The 15,057-nt window shown below is 55.2% G+C and carries 15 protein-coding genes and 1 pseudogene; 15 read left to right on the forward strand and 1 reads right to left on the reverse strand.

Going from position 1 to position 15,057, the window contains the following annotated elements:
- Positions 1-97: 97 nt before the first annotated feature.
- From BM261_RS08220 to rplS, 14 genes are all read left to right on the forward strand, one after another.
- On the forward strand, positions 98-718 hold the full coding sequence (locus BM261_RS08220; protein ID WP_074897306.1) for an RlmE family RNA methyltransferase: 621 nt from the start codon (positions 98-100) through the stop codon (positions 716-718).
- Between the two features lie 120 nt (positions 719-838).
- On the forward strand, positions 839-2,800 hold the full coding sequence (gene ftsH / locus BM261_RS08225; protein ID WP_370446640.1) for an ATP-dependent zinc metalloprotease FtsH: 1,962 nt from the start codon (positions 839-841) through the stop codon (positions 2,798-2,800).
- Between the two features lie 205 nt (positions 2,801-3,005).
- A complete protein-coding gene (gene folP / locus BM261_RS08230) occupies positions 3,006-3,863 on the forward strand; it encodes a dihydropteroate synthase (RefSeq protein ID WP_074897311.1) in 858 nt (285 codons plus the stop codon).
- A 92-nt stretch (positions 3,864-3,955) separates the two neighbouring features.
- Positions 3,956-5,296 carry a phosphoglucosamine mutase gene (gene glmM, locus BM261_RS08235; RefSeq protein WP_074897313.1) on the forward strand — a complete coding sequence of 447 codons (1,341 nt, stop codon included), beginning with the start codon at positions 3,956-3,958 and terminating at the stop codon, positions 5,294-5,296.
- Positions 5,297-5,441: 145 nt separating this feature from the next.
- Positions 5,442-6,095 carry a DedA family protein gene (locus BM261_RS08240; RefSeq protein ID WP_074897316.1) on the forward strand — a complete coding sequence of 218 codons (654 nt, stop codon included), beginning with the start codon at positions 5,442-5,444 and terminating at the stop codon, positions 6,093-6,095.
- A 154-nt stretch (positions 6,096-6,249) separates the two neighbouring features.
- Entirely contained in the window at positions 6,250-6,816 is a 567-nt protein-coding gene (locus BM261_RS08245; protein WP_074897319.1) for a hypothetical protein, read from the forward strand.
- A 201-nt stretch (positions 6,817-7,017) separates the two neighbouring features.
- On the forward strand, positions 7,018-7,536 hold the full coding sequence (locus tag BM261_RS08250) for a shikimate kinase (protein ID WP_049253936.1): 519 nt from the start codon (positions 7,018-7,020) through the stop codon (positions 7,534-7,536).
- Positions 7,537-7,539: 3 nt separating this feature from the next.
- On the forward strand, positions 7,540-8,625 hold the full coding sequence (aroB, locus tag BM261_RS08255; protein WP_074897320.1) for a 3-dehydroquinate synthase: 1,086 nt from the start codon (positions 7,540-7,542) through the stop codon (positions 8,623-8,625).
- A gap of 56 nt (positions 8,626-8,681) precedes the next feature.
- The gene (locus BM261_RS12075; protein ID WP_143095760.1) at positions 8,682-9,221 is read left to right on the forward strand and encodes a hypothetical protein; all 540 of its coding nucleotides are present in this window, start codon (positions 8,682-8,684) and stop codon (positions 9,219-9,221) included.
- Between the two features lie 153 nt (positions 9,222-9,374).
- On the forward strand, positions 9,375-11,561 hold the full coding sequence (locus tag BM261_RS08265) for a bifunctional acetate--CoA ligase family protein/GNAT family N-acetyltransferase (protein WP_074897322.1): 2,187 nt from the start codon (positions 9,375-9,377) through the stop codon (positions 11,559-11,561).
- Positions 11,562-11,639: 78 nt separating this feature from the next.
- A complete protein-coding gene (gene rpsP / locus BM261_RS08270) occupies positions 11,640-11,888 on the forward strand; it encodes a 30S ribosomal protein S16 (RefSeq protein WP_049253942.1) in 249 nt (82 codons plus the stop codon).
- A 6-nt stretch (positions 11,889-11,894) separates the two neighbouring features.
- Positions 11,895-12,404 carry a ribosome maturation factor RimM gene (gene rimM, locus BM261_RS08275; RefSeq protein ID WP_074897324.1) on the forward strand — a complete coding sequence of 170 codons (510 nt, stop codon included), beginning with the start codon at positions 11,895-11,897 and terminating at the stop codon, positions 12,402-12,404.
- Positions 12,404-13,174 carry a tRNA (guanosine(37)-N1)-methyltransferase TrmD gene (gene trmD, locus BM261_RS08280; protein WP_074897326.1) on the forward strand — a complete coding sequence of 257 codons (771 nt, stop codon included), beginning with the start codon at positions 12,404-12,406 and terminating at the stop codon, positions 13,172-13,174. Before rimM ends, trmD begins: the two co-directional genes overlap by 1 nt.
- Positions 13,171-13,536 carry a 50S ribosomal protein L19 gene (rplS, locus tag BM261_RS08285; protein WP_003772301.1) on the forward strand — a complete coding sequence of 122 codons (366 nt, stop codon included), beginning with the start codon at positions 13,171-13,173 and terminating at the stop codon, positions 13,534-13,536. The genes trmD and rplS overlap by 4 nt, the downstream gene beginning before the upstream one ends.
- 211 nt (positions 13,537-13,747) lie before the next feature.
- On the opposite strand, the gene BM261_RS08290 is transcribed toward rplS, so the two are convergent.
- Positions 13,748-14,170, reverse strand: a complete 423-nt coding sequence (locus BM261_RS08290; RefSeq protein ID WP_074897328.1) for a DUF4279 domain-containing protein — start codon at positions 14,168-14,170, stop codon at positions 13,748-13,750.
- 116 nt (positions 14,171-14,286) lie between these two features.
- On the opposite strand from BM261_RS08290, the pseudogene BM261_RS08300 reads away from it, so the two are divergent.
- Positions 14,287-15,057 (forward strand): annotated as a pseudogene (locus tag BM261_RS08300) (transposase); the annotation flags it as partial.

Below are 15,057 nucleotides of genomic sequence, written 5' to 3' on the forward strand. Positions count from 1 at the left end.
ATTCTACGCGAAAGCATCGGTTCCGTCATTCGGAGGCCGTCTGAAATCGTGTAGAATAGCCCGCTTTTACGAATTCAAATACCGGTGGGTACCTGAAATGGTGGCACGCTCGAAATCTTCTAAAGCATGGTTGAACGAACACGTCAACGACCATTACGTCCATCAGGCGCAGAAAGACGGCTATCGTGCACGTGCCGCTTACAAGCTTCTGGAGATAAACGGGAAAGACCGTTTGATTCAGTCGGGGACGGTGTTGGCCGATTTGGGCAGCGCGCCGGGAAGCTGGTCGCAGGTGGCTGCGGAGCTGGCGGGCGAGAAGGGGGCGGTGTTCGCACTCGATATTCTGCCTATGGAGCCGATTGCGGGCGTTTCCTTTATTCAGGGCGATTTCCGCGAAGATGAAGTTTTGGCGCAATTCGAATCCTTGCTCGGCGACAGGCTGCTGGATCTTGTAATTTGCGATATGGCACCCAATATGAGCGGCCACGCGGTAACCGACCAGGCCAAAAGCCTTTATTTATGCGAGTTGGCACTGGATTTCGCACGCAACCATTTGAAGACGAACGGCCACTTTTTGGTGAAAGTCTTCCAGGGTGCGGGTTACACGGAATTTTTGGCGGAGATGCGTACCGCCTTTTCTTCGGTGCAGACGCGTAAGCCCGGTGCTTCGCGCAACCGTTCCAGCGAGATTTACCTGCTAGGTAGAAATAAACGCTGACAAGCTATCGGGGGTGAATTAGAATGCCGCCCCTGTTTCTTTATTTATTTTTGGGAGTCCGTTTTTGTGAGGAGCATTGTAAAAAACCTGTTGATTTGGTCGGCCTTGATAGTCGGGTTGATGGCGGCTTTCAATGCCGTTAAGACGCAAAGGGAAGAGGCGCGGCAGATTGAGTATTCCCAATTTGTCCAACAGGTCAATAAAGGCGAAATCGCCAGTGTAACGATAGAAGGTTCCGCACTGGCGGGCTATACGCTTAAAGGCGAGCGCACGGACAAAACCAAGTTTTCCACCAATGCGCCCATGGATTACCAGCTGGCCGACAGGCTTCTGGCGAAAAACATCCGTGTCCAGGTAACGCCGGAAGAACGTCAGGGTGTTTTGAGTAGCCTGTTCTTCAGCCTGCTGCCCGTCTTGCTGCTGATTGGCGCATGGTTCTACTTTATGCGGATGCAGACTGGTGGGGGCGGCAAAGGCGGTGCGTTTTCGTTCGGCAAGAGCCGCGCCAAATTGTTGGAAAGCGATTCCAATAAAGTAACCTTTGACGATGTGGCCGGTTGTGATGAGTCCAAAGAAGAAGTGCAGGAAATCGTCGACTATCTCAAAGCACCGAACCGCTATCAGAGTTTGGGCGGTCGGATGCCGCGCGGCATTTTGCTGGCGGGCAGCCCGGGTACGGGTAAAACCCTTTTGGCCAAAGCGATTGCCGGTGAAGCCGGTGTGCCGTTTTTCAGCATTTCCGGTTCGGATTTTGTCGAAATGTTCGTCGGCGTAGGTGCCAGCCGTGTGCGCGATATGTTCGAGCAGGCAAAGAAAAATGCGCCGTGCATCATCTTTATTGACGAAATCGATGCCGTCGGCCGCCAGCGCGGTGCGGGTTTGGGCGGCGGTAACGACGAACGCGAACAGACTTTGAACCAGCTTTTGGTGGAAATGGACGGCTTTGAAAGCAATCAGACCGTCATTGTGATTGCCGCAACCAACCGTCCGGACGTACTCGATCCCGCGCTGTTGCGCCCGGGCCGTTTCGACCGCCAAGTGGTGGTGCCGTTGCCCGATATCCGCGGCCGCGAACAGATTTTAAAAGTGCATGCGAAAAAAGTGCCTTTGGACGAATCAGTGGATTTGACTTCGTTGGCGCGCGGTACACCGGGTTTTTCCGGTGCGGACTTGGCCAACTTGGTCAATGAAGCCGCCCTGTTTGCCGGCCGCCGCAACAAGCTAAAAGTGGATCAGAGTGATTTTGAGGATGCCAAAGACAAAATCTACATGGGTCCCGAACGGCGCAGCATGGTTATGCACGAGGATGAAAAACGCGCCACTGCCTACCATGAATCCGGCCATGCGATTGTGGCGGAAAGCCTGGAAGGTACCGATCCGGTGCACAAGGTAACCATTATGCCGCGCGGCCGTGCTTTGGGTCTGACATGGCAGTTGCCGGAACGCGACCGTATCAGCATGTATAAAGACCAAATGCTGAACCAGATTTCGATTCTGTTCGGCGGACGCATTGCCGAAGACTTGTTTGTCGGCCGTATTTCCACTGGCGCGTCCAACGACTTTGAACGTGCCACCCAAATTGCCCGGGAAATGGTTACCCGCTACGGCATGAGCGAGAAAATGGGTGTGATGGTGTATGCCGAAAACGAGGGCGAGGTGTTCTTGGGCCGCAGCGTGACACGTTCGCAAAATATTTCCGAGAAAACCCAGCAGGATGTGGATGCCGAAATCCGTCGGATTTTGGACGAGCAATATGCGATTGCCTACAAAATCTTGGATGAAAACCGCGACAAGATGGAAACCATGACCCGCGCCCTGATTGAATGGGAAACCATAGAACGCGATCAGGTGCTGGAAATTATGGAAGGCAAACAGCCCAGCCCGCCCAAGGATTACAGCCACAACATCCGCAAAGATGGGGAAGAAGCGGCAGAGCCTGCCGAACAGGAACAGGCGGAACAGTCTGCCGAAGGCCAGACTGAGCAGCCTTCTGATCATTCAAGCGGTGAGGTTGCGTCCGATTCCGAGAATGGCGGTAAAGGACAAGAGTCTTCTGCCGATCAGCCGGAAAACAAATCCTAACAGCCGTATCTTTACCGAACAGCCTGCCGATGCAGGCTGTTTTTTTATTCGGCGGTTTTGCGAAAGCGGGAGGTTTGTCAAAACCCTTGCCGAAACAATGATAACGCGCGACGGAATGTTTAAACCGAATACATCCTGCCCGCCTGTTTCGTGCTTTCAGACGGCCTTCGCTATATAATGTCCGTTTTTTCAAACGGCGTGTGCAATGACGGACAATACGGTATGGCAGGCGGGGCGGTTTGCATTGGATTTGCGGCAGCCCAAAATAATGGGCATAGTCAATCTGACGCCGGATTCGTTTTCAGACGGCGGGACTTATTCCGCGAACCGGCAGGATGCCCTGCGCCATGCCGAAACGTTGTTGCGGCAGGGTGCCGATATTTTGGATTTGGGCGGAGAGTCCACGCGCCCGGGGGCGGATTTTGTGACGCCGGAAGAGGAATGGCGGCGTTTGGCCGCAGTATTGCCCGAATTGGTTGCTTGGAATGTCCCGCTCAGCATCGATACACGGCGGACGGTCATTATGCGCCGCCTGTTGGAAAATGGCTGGGCCGATATCATCAACGATGTGCAGGCTTTGGAAGACGAAGGCGCGCCCGAATTGTTGGCGCAGCATCCCTCTGTCGGTATCTGCCTGATGCATATGCAGGGTTTGCCGCAATCGATGCAGGATAATCCGAGTTATCACGATGTGGTGGCGGAAGTGGCGGCTTATCTGAACGGCCGCGTCGAAGTGTGCGCGGCGGCCGGGATTGCGCGGCAGCGTTTGGTTTTGGATCCGGGTTTCGGCTTCGGTAAAACGCTGGAACACAACACCCTGTTGATGCGCCATCTGCGCGGATTGGCAGACAGGTGCGGCCTGCCGCTGCTGGCCGGCGTGTCACGCAAACGGATGATAGGGGAATTGAGCGGCGTGGAGAGGCCGTCTGAAAGGGTGGCCGGAAGCGTGGCCGCTGCTTTGGCGGCTGCCGCGCGCGGTGCGAAAATCCTGCGGGTGCATGATGTCAGGGCGACTGCCGACGCACTGAAAGTCTGGCAGGCTTTGGGCGGAGAGATTGAGTAAACGGATTATTGGGTTTTCAGACGGCCTCAAACGATGGGGCCGTCTGAAAACGGAAGATTGGAAAATAAGCCGTCAAGGCTTGGAGAACGTTAATGGCAAAAAAATATTTCGGCACCGACGGCATGCGCGGCGAAGTAGGGCAGTTTCCGATTACGCCCGAATTTGTATTGAAACTGGGCTATGCGGCCGGACGGGTGCTGGTGCATCACGACGGCAAAGGCCGTCCTACGGTGCTTATCGGCAAAGACACCCGAATCTCTGGCTATATGCTGGAAGCCGCGCTGGTGGCGGGATTTACCGCGGCGGGTGTGAACGTTATCCAAACCGGACCGCTGCCCACGCCCGGCGTGGCCTATTTGACCCGTGCGCTGCGTTTGGCGGCGGGCGTGATGATTTCCGCCTCGCATAATGCGTATGCCGACAACGGCATCAAATTCTTCGCCGCCGGCGGCGTGAAATTGAGCGACAAAATAGAATTGGAAATCGAAGCCGAGTTGGAAAAAGAAATGCGGACGAAACCTTCGTCCGAACTGGGTCGGGCGCGTAGGATCAGCGGTGCCGACGACCGCTACATCGAATTTTGCAAATCCACCTTCCCCAGCCAGTTCGACCTGCGCGGCCTGAAATTGGTGGTGGATACCGCCAACGGCGCAGGCTACGGCGTCGCGCCCAAAGTGTTTCACGAGCTGGGGGCGGAAGTCGTGAGCATCGGCGACGAACCCAACGGCTACAACATCAACGACAAATGCGGTGCAACCCATCCGAAAACTTTGCAGGCGGCAGTGCTGCAAAGCGAAGCCGATTACGGCGTGGCACTGGACGGCGACGGCGACCGCCTGATGATGGTGGATAAAAACGGCAAAGTTTACGACGGCGACAAGCTGATTTACGTGATTGCCAAAGCACGGGCGAAAGAAGGGCAGTCCTTCGGCGGCGTGGTCGGCACCGTGATGACCAATATGGCGATGGAACTGGCTTTGGCGGAGAAAAACATCCCCTTCGCCCGTGCCAAAGTCGGCGACCGCTATGTGTTGGAGCAATTAAACGAGCGCGGCTGGCAGATTGGCGGCGAGGCTTCCGGCCACATCCTCTGCATGGACAAACACAATACCGGCGACGGCATCATTTCCGCCCTTCAAGTGTTTGCCGCGCTGCAAGTGCTGGGTCAGGATTTGGAAACGGCGGTGGATTGGAAAGCCTTTCCGCAAACCATGATCAACGTCGGTATCCAAAAAGGCCAAGATTGGCAGGCGGCGTCGGCTGCCGTGTTGGCCGAAGTGGAAAAAGAATTGGAAGGCAAGGGGCGCGTGGTACTGCGCGCTTCGGGCACCGAACCCGTCGTCCGCGTGATGGTGGAAGCGCGCCAGCTGGATTGGGCGCGCCAAGGGGCGGAACGGATTGCCGCCGCCATCCAAAATCCGGCTAAGAAATAGTCTCAGGCCGTCTGAAAGGCGGTGGGATGAGGTATAATCCGCCTGCTTTCAGACGGCTGAAACATGTTTTTCAGACGGCCTGGACGGAGCGGTATCCAAGCCGCGTGTTTTTATTTGACCAAAACCACGGAAGAGAGCAGGGCTTATGGCCGCGCTGTTAGAAAGTTTTTTCCTCCAATACGGGTATGCAGCCGTATTCGCGGTATTGATTGCCTGCGGTTTCGGCGTTCCGATTCCCGAAGACATTACCTTGGTTACCGGAGGCATCATTTCGGGCTTGGGTTATACAGACGTGCACATCATGGTGGTCGTCGGCATGCTTGGAGTGCTGGCCGGCGACGGTTTGGTATTTGCCGCAGGCCGCATCTGGGGCGACAATATCCTTAAATTCCGCCCCATTGCCCGCGTAATGACGCCGAAACGTTACACACAGGTGGAGCAGAAGTTCGAAAAATACGGCAACTGGGTGCTGTTTGTCGCCCGCTTCCTGCCCGGCTTGCGCACGCCGATTTTTATGACCGCCGGCATCAGCCGCAAAGTCTCGGTTTTGCGCTTCATCGTGATGGACGGGCTGGCTGCGCTGATTTCCGTGCCTGTGTGGGTTTATTTGGGCGATTACGGCGCGTCCAACCGCGAATGGCTGATGAAGACCGTGCATCAGCTCCAGCACGGACTGTTTGCCCTGATCGGCATCGGTGCGGTGATATTGGGCTGGTTCTGGTGGCGCAAACGCACGCGCAGCCGCTTTTTCCGCCAAAAAATTGCCGAAGTCCGCAGCAGGCGGCGCGGGGGAAATTAAATACGCATAAAACCTTATACAAAAAGCAGCCTGAATGTTCCGTGTTCGGGCTGCTTTTTATGATTTTATGACTGGTCGGTACTCGACGGTTTTATCGACCGTCCATGAACATCGTTTATCCGATATATAAACACTCAATAGAGGAAGCCCGAATATGATGCACAAACTGTTCTTTATCCTTCTGTTTGCCGCCACGGCCGCCGCAGCGTCCGAACCGGTCAAAATCGCCCAATCCCCCGACGGTAATTTGGAAATCCTGCAAAAACAATCCGATGGCAGTTATATGCTTTATACGCGCTACCGTGCAGGCCGTCTGAAAGAATGGACGGACACGCCCCGCGAGCCTGAAATCAAATGGCACGGCAATACCGCCTCGGTGCGTATTTCGGGCGGCAGTTATTCTTCGATAGATGAATTTACTGACGGCCGCCGCCGTTATACCGCCTCCAATTTGGTTGCCTTAAATGAAGCCGACGGCTGCTATTTGGGTACGGATGACAAAGGCCGGCTGGCTTTCGCCAAACTGTTCGACCCTGAAAACGCCGTCCGCCTGAGTGTCCGGCCGAAAGACATGATGCGTACCGCCACGCCGCTTTCCACGCTCGATTATCAGGAGAGCCGTTTTCTGGCCAACGGCGATTTCCGGCTGGTTTACACCAACCGCGCCGAAGGCACTTCAAGGCAAATATTCCGCCGGCCTTGTCAAACGGCGGGCAGGTAAGCGGCATAAAAAGGTTTTCAGACGGCCGTCTGAAAACCTTTTTTCCTATGCGGTTGCCGTCCGTATGGCAGAAATGCCGTGTTTTTGTATTTTTCGGTTAAAATGAGTTGCCGTGCCGCAGCAGGCCGGGAAGCAGTGTTTCCCGAAACAATCACGATGCCTCCGCCCCGAAGGCGGGGTTTCGACCGAAAAGGCAAACCGATGCATACCAAAACCCATAATATCTTTTTCGTCGGCCTGATGGGGGCGGGCAAAACCACACTGGGACGGCAGTTGGCCAAGCAGCTGGAGCGGCCGTTTTACGACAGTGATCAAATCATTTGCGAACGCACCGGCGTATCGATACCCACCATTTTCGAAATGGAAGGCGAAGAGGGGTTCCGACTGCGCGAAACCGCCGTTATCGACGAGATGACCGCCTTATCGGGCATCGTGTTGGCTACCGGCGGCGGCGCGGTAACGCGGGAGGAAAACCGCCGCTGCCTGCGCGGGCGCGGCACAGTGGTTTACCTTCATGCCAAGCCGGAAGTGCTGCTGGAGCGCACGCGCTACGATAAAAACCGGCCGCTGCTGCAAGTGGCCGATCCGCTGGCGAAACTGGAAGCACTCTATGCCGCCCGCGATCCGCTTTACCGCCAAACCGCACATCTGGTTGTCGAAGCCGGCGGCGGCAATTGTCAGAAAACCGCCGCCGCCATTTTGCACATGCTACAGGACTGAATCATGCACACGCTCACCGTTGCCGCACCGTCGCACAGCTACCCCATCTTCATCGGCCAAAACCTGCTGGCCGGATTGGCCGGGCACATCCGCCCGTATATCGGCAAAAAAGCCGCCGTCATTACCAATGAAACCGTCGCGCCGCTCTATTTGGCCGCCGTTCAGACGGCCTTGGACGAGTTGGGGACGGAACATTTCGCCGTCATCCTGCCCGACGGTGAGCAATTTAAAAATTGGCAGTCGCTCAATCATATTTACGACAAATTGCTGGAAAACCGGGCCGAACGCGGCACGACGCTGATTGCGCTCGGCGGCGGCGTAATCGGCGATACGGTCGGATTTGCCGCCGCCACCTACCAGCGCGGCGCGCCCTTTATCCAGATACCGACCACATTGTTGAGCCAGGTCGATTCGTCTGTGGGCGGCAAAACCGCCGTCAATCATCCGTTGGGCAAGAATATGATCGGCGCGTTTTACCAGCCGCAGGCGGTGTTTGCCGATTTGGATGTTTTGTCCACACTGCCGCCGCGCGAGTTTGCCGCCGGCATGGCCGAAGTGGTCAAATACGGCGTGTTGGGCGATGCCGAATTTTTGGACTGGCTGGAAGGAAATATGGCCGGGCTGATGGCGCAACAGCCCGATTTGCTGGCGCAGGCGGTGTATCACTGCTGCAAGATGAAGGCCGAAATCGTCGCTGCCGACGAAACCGAACGCGGCATCCGCGCCTGGCTGAACCTGGGGCATACGTTCGGCCATGCCATCGAAGCGGAAATGGGTTACGGCGTGTGGCTGCACGGCGAAGCGGTGGCGGCGGGCATGGTGCTGGCCTGCCGTTTGGCGGAACAGGAAGGCCGTCTGAAAGCGGCCGATACCGCCCGAATCGCCGCCTTGCTGCAACAGGCCGGTCTGCCTGCCGAACCGCCGCGCTTTCCTTTTGAACGTTGGATTGAGCATATGCGCCACGACAAAAAAGTCAGCGACGGTGTGATGCGGTTTGTCGGTTTGGACAAACTCGGCCGCGCCAATATTACCGCCATAAGCGATATGGAAATCCTGCATCGCGTATTGCAGCCTTATTTGCCGGCATAAACTTTTTCAGACGGCCTCAGTTGCGATGAGGCCGTCTGAAAAAAGGAGGGTGTAAAATGTCTCATCGATTCCGATTGATACTGCGGGTTATATGGTTTCTTGTCTGGCGGTTGGCCGCGTCCGCACTGGTCGGGCTGGCGGCGTTTTACCTGCTGCCGCCTTTGAAGGAGCAGTACGGCGGTGCGGCGGACAATGTAAACTTTTCCTTCCACATCATCGTCCGCAGCGATAACGATAGCGGCTGGGCAGTCAAACGGTGGGAAGAATTCGACGCCGGCCGGGACAGGGTATGGACGGAAACTTTGGAGAGCGATTATTGCGAGCGATTGAAAGTTATCTGCCGTCTGGATAAGGTCGGTGCGGATGAGTACGAATTGGTTCGTACGGACCCTGTCGGCACGCAGATCAGCCGCTACCGCCTTGAAAATGCCCGTCCCAAACCTTTGGCCTATACCGCCGATTCGGTTTTTGCACGCATGGCTGCCGGATTGATCTGCGCCGTGTTCGCCCTGCTGCTGACCCTGATACCGCCGGTTTACCGCCTCTGGCGGCGCGACAAGGAAATTCAGGCGGCTGCCCGGCGGGGTAAAACATGATTAGCCGTTGTTTCGCCTGTTTCGCAGAATATACATTTCAACGGCATCCGTCCTTTTCCTGACAGTTGCAGTTTTGCCAAACCCGTGCTTTCAGACGGCCCGAATCCCGATGAGGCCGTCTGAAAACCTCAAACCCGACGCAAGGAGTCCGTCATGCTGCCCCCGCATCCGCTGCATTCCCTGTTTGCCGCACGGCATATCGCCGTTATCGGAGCCAGCCAGCGTTCCGAAACTTTAGGCGGCCGCGTGTTTGCCTCCATGCTGAATCACTCCTTTCAAGGGCGGCTGACGCCGGTGAATTTGCGCCATCCGACGGTGGCCGGCTTGCAGGCCTATGCCCAAATCAGCCAGATTGACGACAAGCCTGATGCGGCGGTTGCAGTCTGCCATGCCTCCGCCCACCCCGGTATTGCCGCCGCCTGTATCCGCCTGCGTATCCCGCATTTATTGTGCATTGCGGACGACGGCGGTTACGACGGGGAATCGCTGGCACGCCTGCAGAAGGCTGCCGCTTCGGGCAGGACGCAGATTATCCTGTGCAGTGCCGACGGTTTCAACCTGCCCGCGCAAAATCTTTATGCCAACGTATATTCACACGCTCCCGAGGCGGGGAAAATTGCCGTCGTCGGTTTCGCGGCGGGCTTTTGCAGCGATGTGATGCAATATCTTCGCGATTCGCCGGCCGGATACAGTTTTACGGTAAACCTGACCGGGCAGCTTGCAACGCCGTTGCCGTGGCTGGACTGGTTTCGCGAAGATGCGGGCAGCCATATTTTGATTGTCCAATACCCGGCCCAACCCGATGCCGCCTTTTTCAGCACCTTGCGGCAGGCGGCGCAACGGAAAAACGTCATTCTGTACACGGGGCGGAGCATGTGCGGACGCGAGAAACAGATTGCGCGCCACTTGGCCGAGCGCAGCGGTGCCTTGCCTGCGTTTACCCCCGACGAACTCCGTGCAGCCGTTTGGGCGGCGCAAATACCGCGCAAACTCCGTTCCGGCAGCCTGCATGTGCTGTCGGACAGCGAGGCAGGTTGGCTGTGCGACGCGGCTGAGGAAAGCGGCCTGAAGGTGCACCGCCTTCCCGCCGTCGGCCGACAATCCAACGCCTTGGTGTGGCGCGACACTGCCGCCGCCGCGTTGCAGCAGGAAAATTGCCGTGCCCTATTGGTACAGACCGATGGCGGGCGCGACACCGTTTCCCAGCTGATGCAGTTGCAGCAGGGCGAAACACCGCTGTATCTGGTTTCCCCGTTTTCAGACGGCCTCTTCGGTTTCAAAAGTCCGCAACAGGCCTTGGCCGCCGTTGCGGCGCAAAACAGCTGGCAACGGCTGAGGCGGCGGCAGCAAACCGCAGCCAAACCGCCCCATTCTCCGCCTGTTCCGCCGAATCTGCCGCAGGCGCGGCAGTATGCGGGCAACGGCCGCGACTTCCTTGCCGTACTGCACCTGCCGCCGCAAGAAGGGCAAAACCTTTTTTCAGACGGTCTGCTGACTTACACCGTCGAACCGCATTACGGCGCGGTATTGCATGCCGAATGCGGAAGCAAGCAGTCGGTACTGTTGCCGCCTTTCGATACCGCCGACGCGCGCCGTTTGTGCCGCCTGTTCGGACAGCGGAAATTGGCGGCGGCGTTGGAACAGGTGCTGTATTCCTTTAGCCACACCGCTTATCGGTTGTTGCCTTTGCGGGCTGTGCGTATCGGCGTCGATTCCGAAAATGCGGTAATGCAAACCAAGGATTTCGTTTGGAATGAGGGTGAAGGCGGTGCCAGCCAACCCCTGCCGCTGCTGCCCGAAGCACCGTTTTCAGACGGCCGTTTTTTCAGTGCGCGCAACGGCGAAATCCTCCTGATCCGCCACTTGCTGCCGGAAGATGCCGATGCATTGCAGCAATTTGTCCGCAGCCTGAGCGATGCGGATCGGAAAAGCCGGTTTATGAATGCGGTTAAGGAATTGTCCGCCGCCCAACTGGCGCAGTTCAGCCGGACGGATTACACGCGGGAAACCGCTTTGGCCGCCTGTTCGGGCAGCGGGGAAATCGTCGGCTGGGCGCAATACGGCTGCCTCCGTTTCCCCGATGCATGCGAATTTTCGATTACCGTGTCGGAAAGCATGAAAGGGCAGTGGTTGGCGGTACACCTGATGGAAGAATTGATTGCCTGCGCCAAAAAGCAGGGCTACCGGTCAATGTGTGCCGAAATCCTTGCAGAAAACACGGCCATGCTCGGTTTGGCGGCCAAATTGGGCTTTCAATCCGAACCTTCCGCGGAAGACAATCAACTTTTTACTTCCGTGCTGACATGGCAAAAAGAAAGCCGTCGCAGGCTGCCGAAATAAATACTTGCATCCTTAGCGGAAAATGGCCTAAAATCGCCCGTTTTCTGTATATCCGAATTTTAATCAAGGAAATCGAACATGGTAGTTATCCGTTTGGCCCGTGGCGGCTCAAAAAAACGTCCTTTTTACAACATTGTGGCAACTGACCGCCGCAACCGCCGCGACGGCCGTTTCATCGAACGCGTAGGTTTTTACAATCCTGTTGCAAACGAAAAACAGGAACGCGTGCGCTTGGATGCCGAGCGTCTGAACCACTGGATCGCGCAGGGCGCACAGTTGAGCGAATCCGTTGCCAAACTGGTTAAAGAGCAACAGGCAGCCGCTTAATTCCCTATGAAACCCGAAACTCAATGGGTAGCCATGGGCTACATCAAAGGCGCATTCGGCGTAAAAGGCTGGGTAAAAGTAGCCGCAGATACCGAATACAGCGACAGCCTGCTGGACTACCCGGAGTGGCGTTTGCGTAAAGACAAAGATGTCCGTACCGTTGCCGTCGAAAGCGGCAAACTGAACGGTGACGGCCTCCAAGTCAAATTCTCAGGAATAGACGATCGTGATGCGGCGCATCTGTTGCGCGGCTATACGGTGGAAATCAGCCGGGAAGATTTTGCCCCCGCCGATGAAGACGAATATTACTGGGCCGATTTGGTCGGCATGACCGTAACCAACCGTGAAGGCAACGTCCTCGGCGTTGTCGATAATATGATGGAAACCGGTGCCCACGATATTTTGGTGGTGCGGGGTGAATACGGTCAGAAACTGATTCCCTTCGTCGGGCAGTTTATTGACGATGTCAATCGGGAAAGTAAAACGATTATTGCCGATTGGGGCTTGGATTATTGATGAAAATCCAAGCGATTACCCTGTTCCCTGAAATGTTCGACAGCATTACCGGTTATGGTGTAACCGGCAGGGCGGCCAAGCAGGGGGTGTGGCAATTTTCCGCCATCAATCCTCGCCGTTTTGCAGATAACAAACTCGGCTACATAGACGACCGGCCTTTCGGCGGCGGGCCCGGAATGATTATGATGGCGCCGCCCTTAAAGGCAGCGATTGATGCCGCACAGGCTGAAACCATATCCGGCCGCGGCCGGGTGATTTATCTCAGTCCGCAAGGTAGCCCGCTGACACATGGCAAAGTATCCGAACTGGCTCGTCTGGATGATTTGATTTTGTTGTGCGGCCGTTATGAAGGTATAGACGAACGTTTGCTGCAAAGCAGCGTAGATGAAGAAATCAGCATCGGCGATTTTGTCGTATCCGGCGGCGAATTGCCTGCCATGATGCTGATGGATGCAGTATTAAGATTGGTTCCGGGTGTGTTGGGCGATATGCAGTCTGCCGAGCAGGATTCTTTTTCAGACGGCCTGCTGGATTGTCCTCATTACACCAAACCATTGGAATTTCAAGGCATGGTTGTTCCGGAGGTGTTACGTTCCGGAAATCATGGTTTGATTGCGCGGTGGCGGCTGAAACAGTCGTTGCAACGCACTTTGGCGCGCCGGCCCGATTTGCTGGCCAGGCGCAGTTTAATCCCACAGGAAGCCCGCCTCTTGCAGGAGATAGAGCAAGAGCAACAGGCAATCCCATTAGACTTAGGAAATAAACAATGAATCTGATTCAACAATTGGAACAAGAAGAAATTGCCCGCCTGGGTAAAACCATCCCTGAATTCGCGCCAGGCGACACCGTTGTCGTGCATGTCCGTGTAGTTGAGGGCAACCGCAGCCGTTTGCAGGCTTATGAAGGTGTAGTCATCTCCCGCCGCAACCGTGGTTTGAACAGCAACTTTATCGTGCGCAAAATTTCCAGCGGCGAAGGTGTGGAACGTACTTTCCAACTGTATTCTCCGGCTGTGGAAAAAATCGAAGTGAAACGCCGTGGTGATGTACGCCGTGCGAAACTGTACTACCTGCGTGGCCTGACTGGTAAAGCAGCCCGTATTAAAGAAAAACTGCCTGCCCGTAAAGGTTAAGGATTTTTCTGTAAAAACCTGCCGTTTAAACGGCAGGTTTTTTTTGTATTGAGAAATTTAAACTTTTCGAGATATTGATTTGTATAAATTTATTCTATGCAAATGGATACATGCTTTTGATGCGGTGTAGGAATGACGCCGTATATTGCTTTGAAAAAGCAGCTATCTGCGATGAAGTGCGGCTCATCGGTATGCAATGTTTGTTTTCGGGCTAACTGCGGTATAAATCCAATTCGATGCTTGCGCCGACCGAATGGCAAAATTCGATAACGGCGGGTGAGAAACATAGGGCAGGGGTGGAATCCTGTTCATCGGTGCTGATGGTTAGGACAACCATGAAAATTGCCGACAGGTTATGGATTTTAATCAGTTCCGTTATTTTTTTCTGTAATGGCAATAAAGGAATGATGAGTTCTTCTGCAATTTCTCCCAAACGGAAAACATCGCCATTCCTTAAGAGGAGTGTGCCATATTTCCAGCTTGAGCATACCGGTATTTTTCCCGGAATGCGGCTGCCCTCACGCACGATTTTAGTGGCCTTCAGGTTGAGGGCGGTGCTGATTTTATCGGGATCGAAGCCGTTTCCTGTCAGTGCGAAGTAAATGTAGCATTCGTTTAAATTGGTTGTTTCCATCTATCTGTCGTTTCGGGATAAAGCGGCTGCTTGGCTGATTATCAATCAGGCCGAGACCTTTGCAAAATCCCCCAAAAATCCCCTAAATTCCCACCAAGACATTTAGGGGATTTCCCATGAGCATCTTCTTCCAACAAACCGCCCAAGCCATGATTGCCAAACACATCGACCGCTTCCCACTATTGAAGTTGGATCAAGTGATTGATTGGCAGCCGATCGAGCAATACCTGAATCGTCAAAGAACCCGTTACCTCCGAGACCACCGCGGCCGTCCCGCCTATCCCCTGTTGTCCATGTTCAAAGCCGTCCTGCCCGGACAATGGCACAGCCTCTCCGATCCCGAACTCGAACACAGCCTCATCACCTGCATCGATTTCAACCTGTTTTGCCGTTTTGACGAGTTGAGCATCCCCGATTACAGCACCTTATGCCGCTACCGCAACCGGCGGCGCAAGACGACACCCTGTCCGAACTGCTAAAACTGATTAACCGCCAACTGACCGAAAAAGGCCTAAAAATAGAGAAAGCATCCGCCGCCGTCATCGACGCCGCCATTGAGGAAGGCTATATCGGGAAACTGCACATCACTCCCGCCAATACCCATGAGTGCAACCACCTGTCGCCTTTGCCGGAAGGCATTGCCAAAGACACAACCGTCTATGCCGACAAAGGCTACGACAGTAAGGAAAATCGGCAACATCTGAAAGAGCATCAGTTGTTAGACGGCATTATGCGCAAAGCCCACCGCAACCGTCCGCTGACGGAAGTGCAAACCAAACGCAACCGATATTTGTCGAAGACCCGTTATGTGATCGAACAAAGCTTCGGTACGCTGCACCGTAAATTCCGCTATGCCCGGGCAGCCTATTTCGGGCTGATTAAAGTGA

The organism is Neisseria elongata subsp. elongata, from assembly GCF_900113545.1.
GTDB classification, from domain to species: Bacteria; Pseudomonadota; Gammaproteobacteria; order Burkholderiales; family Neisseriaceae; genus Neisseria; species Neisseria elongata.

Bases quoted from the DNA above. Each gene is read 5' to 3' on its own strand.
- BM261_RS08220 (WP_074897306.1), top strand. From the start codon at position 98: ATGGTGGCACGCTCGAAATCTTCTAAAGCATGGTTGAACGAACACGTC.
- ftsH (WP_370446640.1), top strand. From the start codon at position 839: ATGGCGGCTTTCAATGCCGTTAAGACGCAAAGGGAAGAGGCGCGGCAG.
- folP (WP_074897311.1), top strand. From the start codon at position 3,006: ATGACGGACAATACGGTATGGCAGGCGGGGCGGTTTGCATTGGATTTG.
- glmM (WP_074897313.1), top strand. From the start codon at position 3,956: ATGGCAAAAAAATATTTCGGCACCGACGGCATGCGCGGCGAAGTAGGG.
- BM261_RS08240 (WP_074897316.1), top strand. From the start codon at position 5,442: ATGGCCGCGCTGTTAGAAAGTTTTTTCCTCCAATACGGGTATGCAGCC.
- BM261_RS08245 (WP_074897319.1), top strand. From the start codon at position 6,250: ATGATGCACAAACTGTTCTTTATCCTTCTGTTTGCCGCCACGGCCGCC.
- BM261_RS08250 (WP_049253936.1), top strand. From the start codon at position 7,018: ATGCATACCAAAACCCATAATATCTTTTTCGTCGGCCTGATGGGGGCG.
- aroB (WP_074897320.1), top strand. From the start codon at position 7,540: ATGCACACGCTCACCGTTGCCGCACCGTCGCACAGCTACCCCATCTTC.
- BM261_RS12075 (WP_143095760.1), top strand. From the start codon at position 8,682: ATGTCTCATCGATTCCGATTGATACTGCGGGTTATATGGTTTCTTGTC.
- BM261_RS08265 (WP_074897322.1), top strand. From the start codon at position 9,375: ATGCTGCCCCCGCATCCGCTGCATTCCCTGTTTGCCGCACGGCATATC.
- rpsP (WP_049253942.1), top strand. From the start codon at position 11,640: ATGGTAGTTATCCGTTTGGCCCGTGGCGGCTCAAAAAAACGTCCTTTT.
- rimM (WP_074897324.1), top strand. From the start codon at position 11,895: ATGAAACCCGAAACTCAATGGGTAGCCATGGGCTACATCAAAGGCGCA.
- trmD (WP_074897326.1), top strand. From the start codon at position 12,404: ATGAAAATCCAAGCGATTACCCTGTTCCCTGAAATGTTCGACAGCATT.
- rplS (WP_003772301.1), top strand. From the start codon at position 13,171: ATGAATCTGATTCAACAATTGGAACAAGAAGAAATTGCCCGCCTGGGT.
- BM261_RS08290 (WP_074897328.1), bottom strand. From the start codon at position 14,170: ATGGAAACAACCAATTTAAACGAATGCTACATTTACTTCGCACTGACA.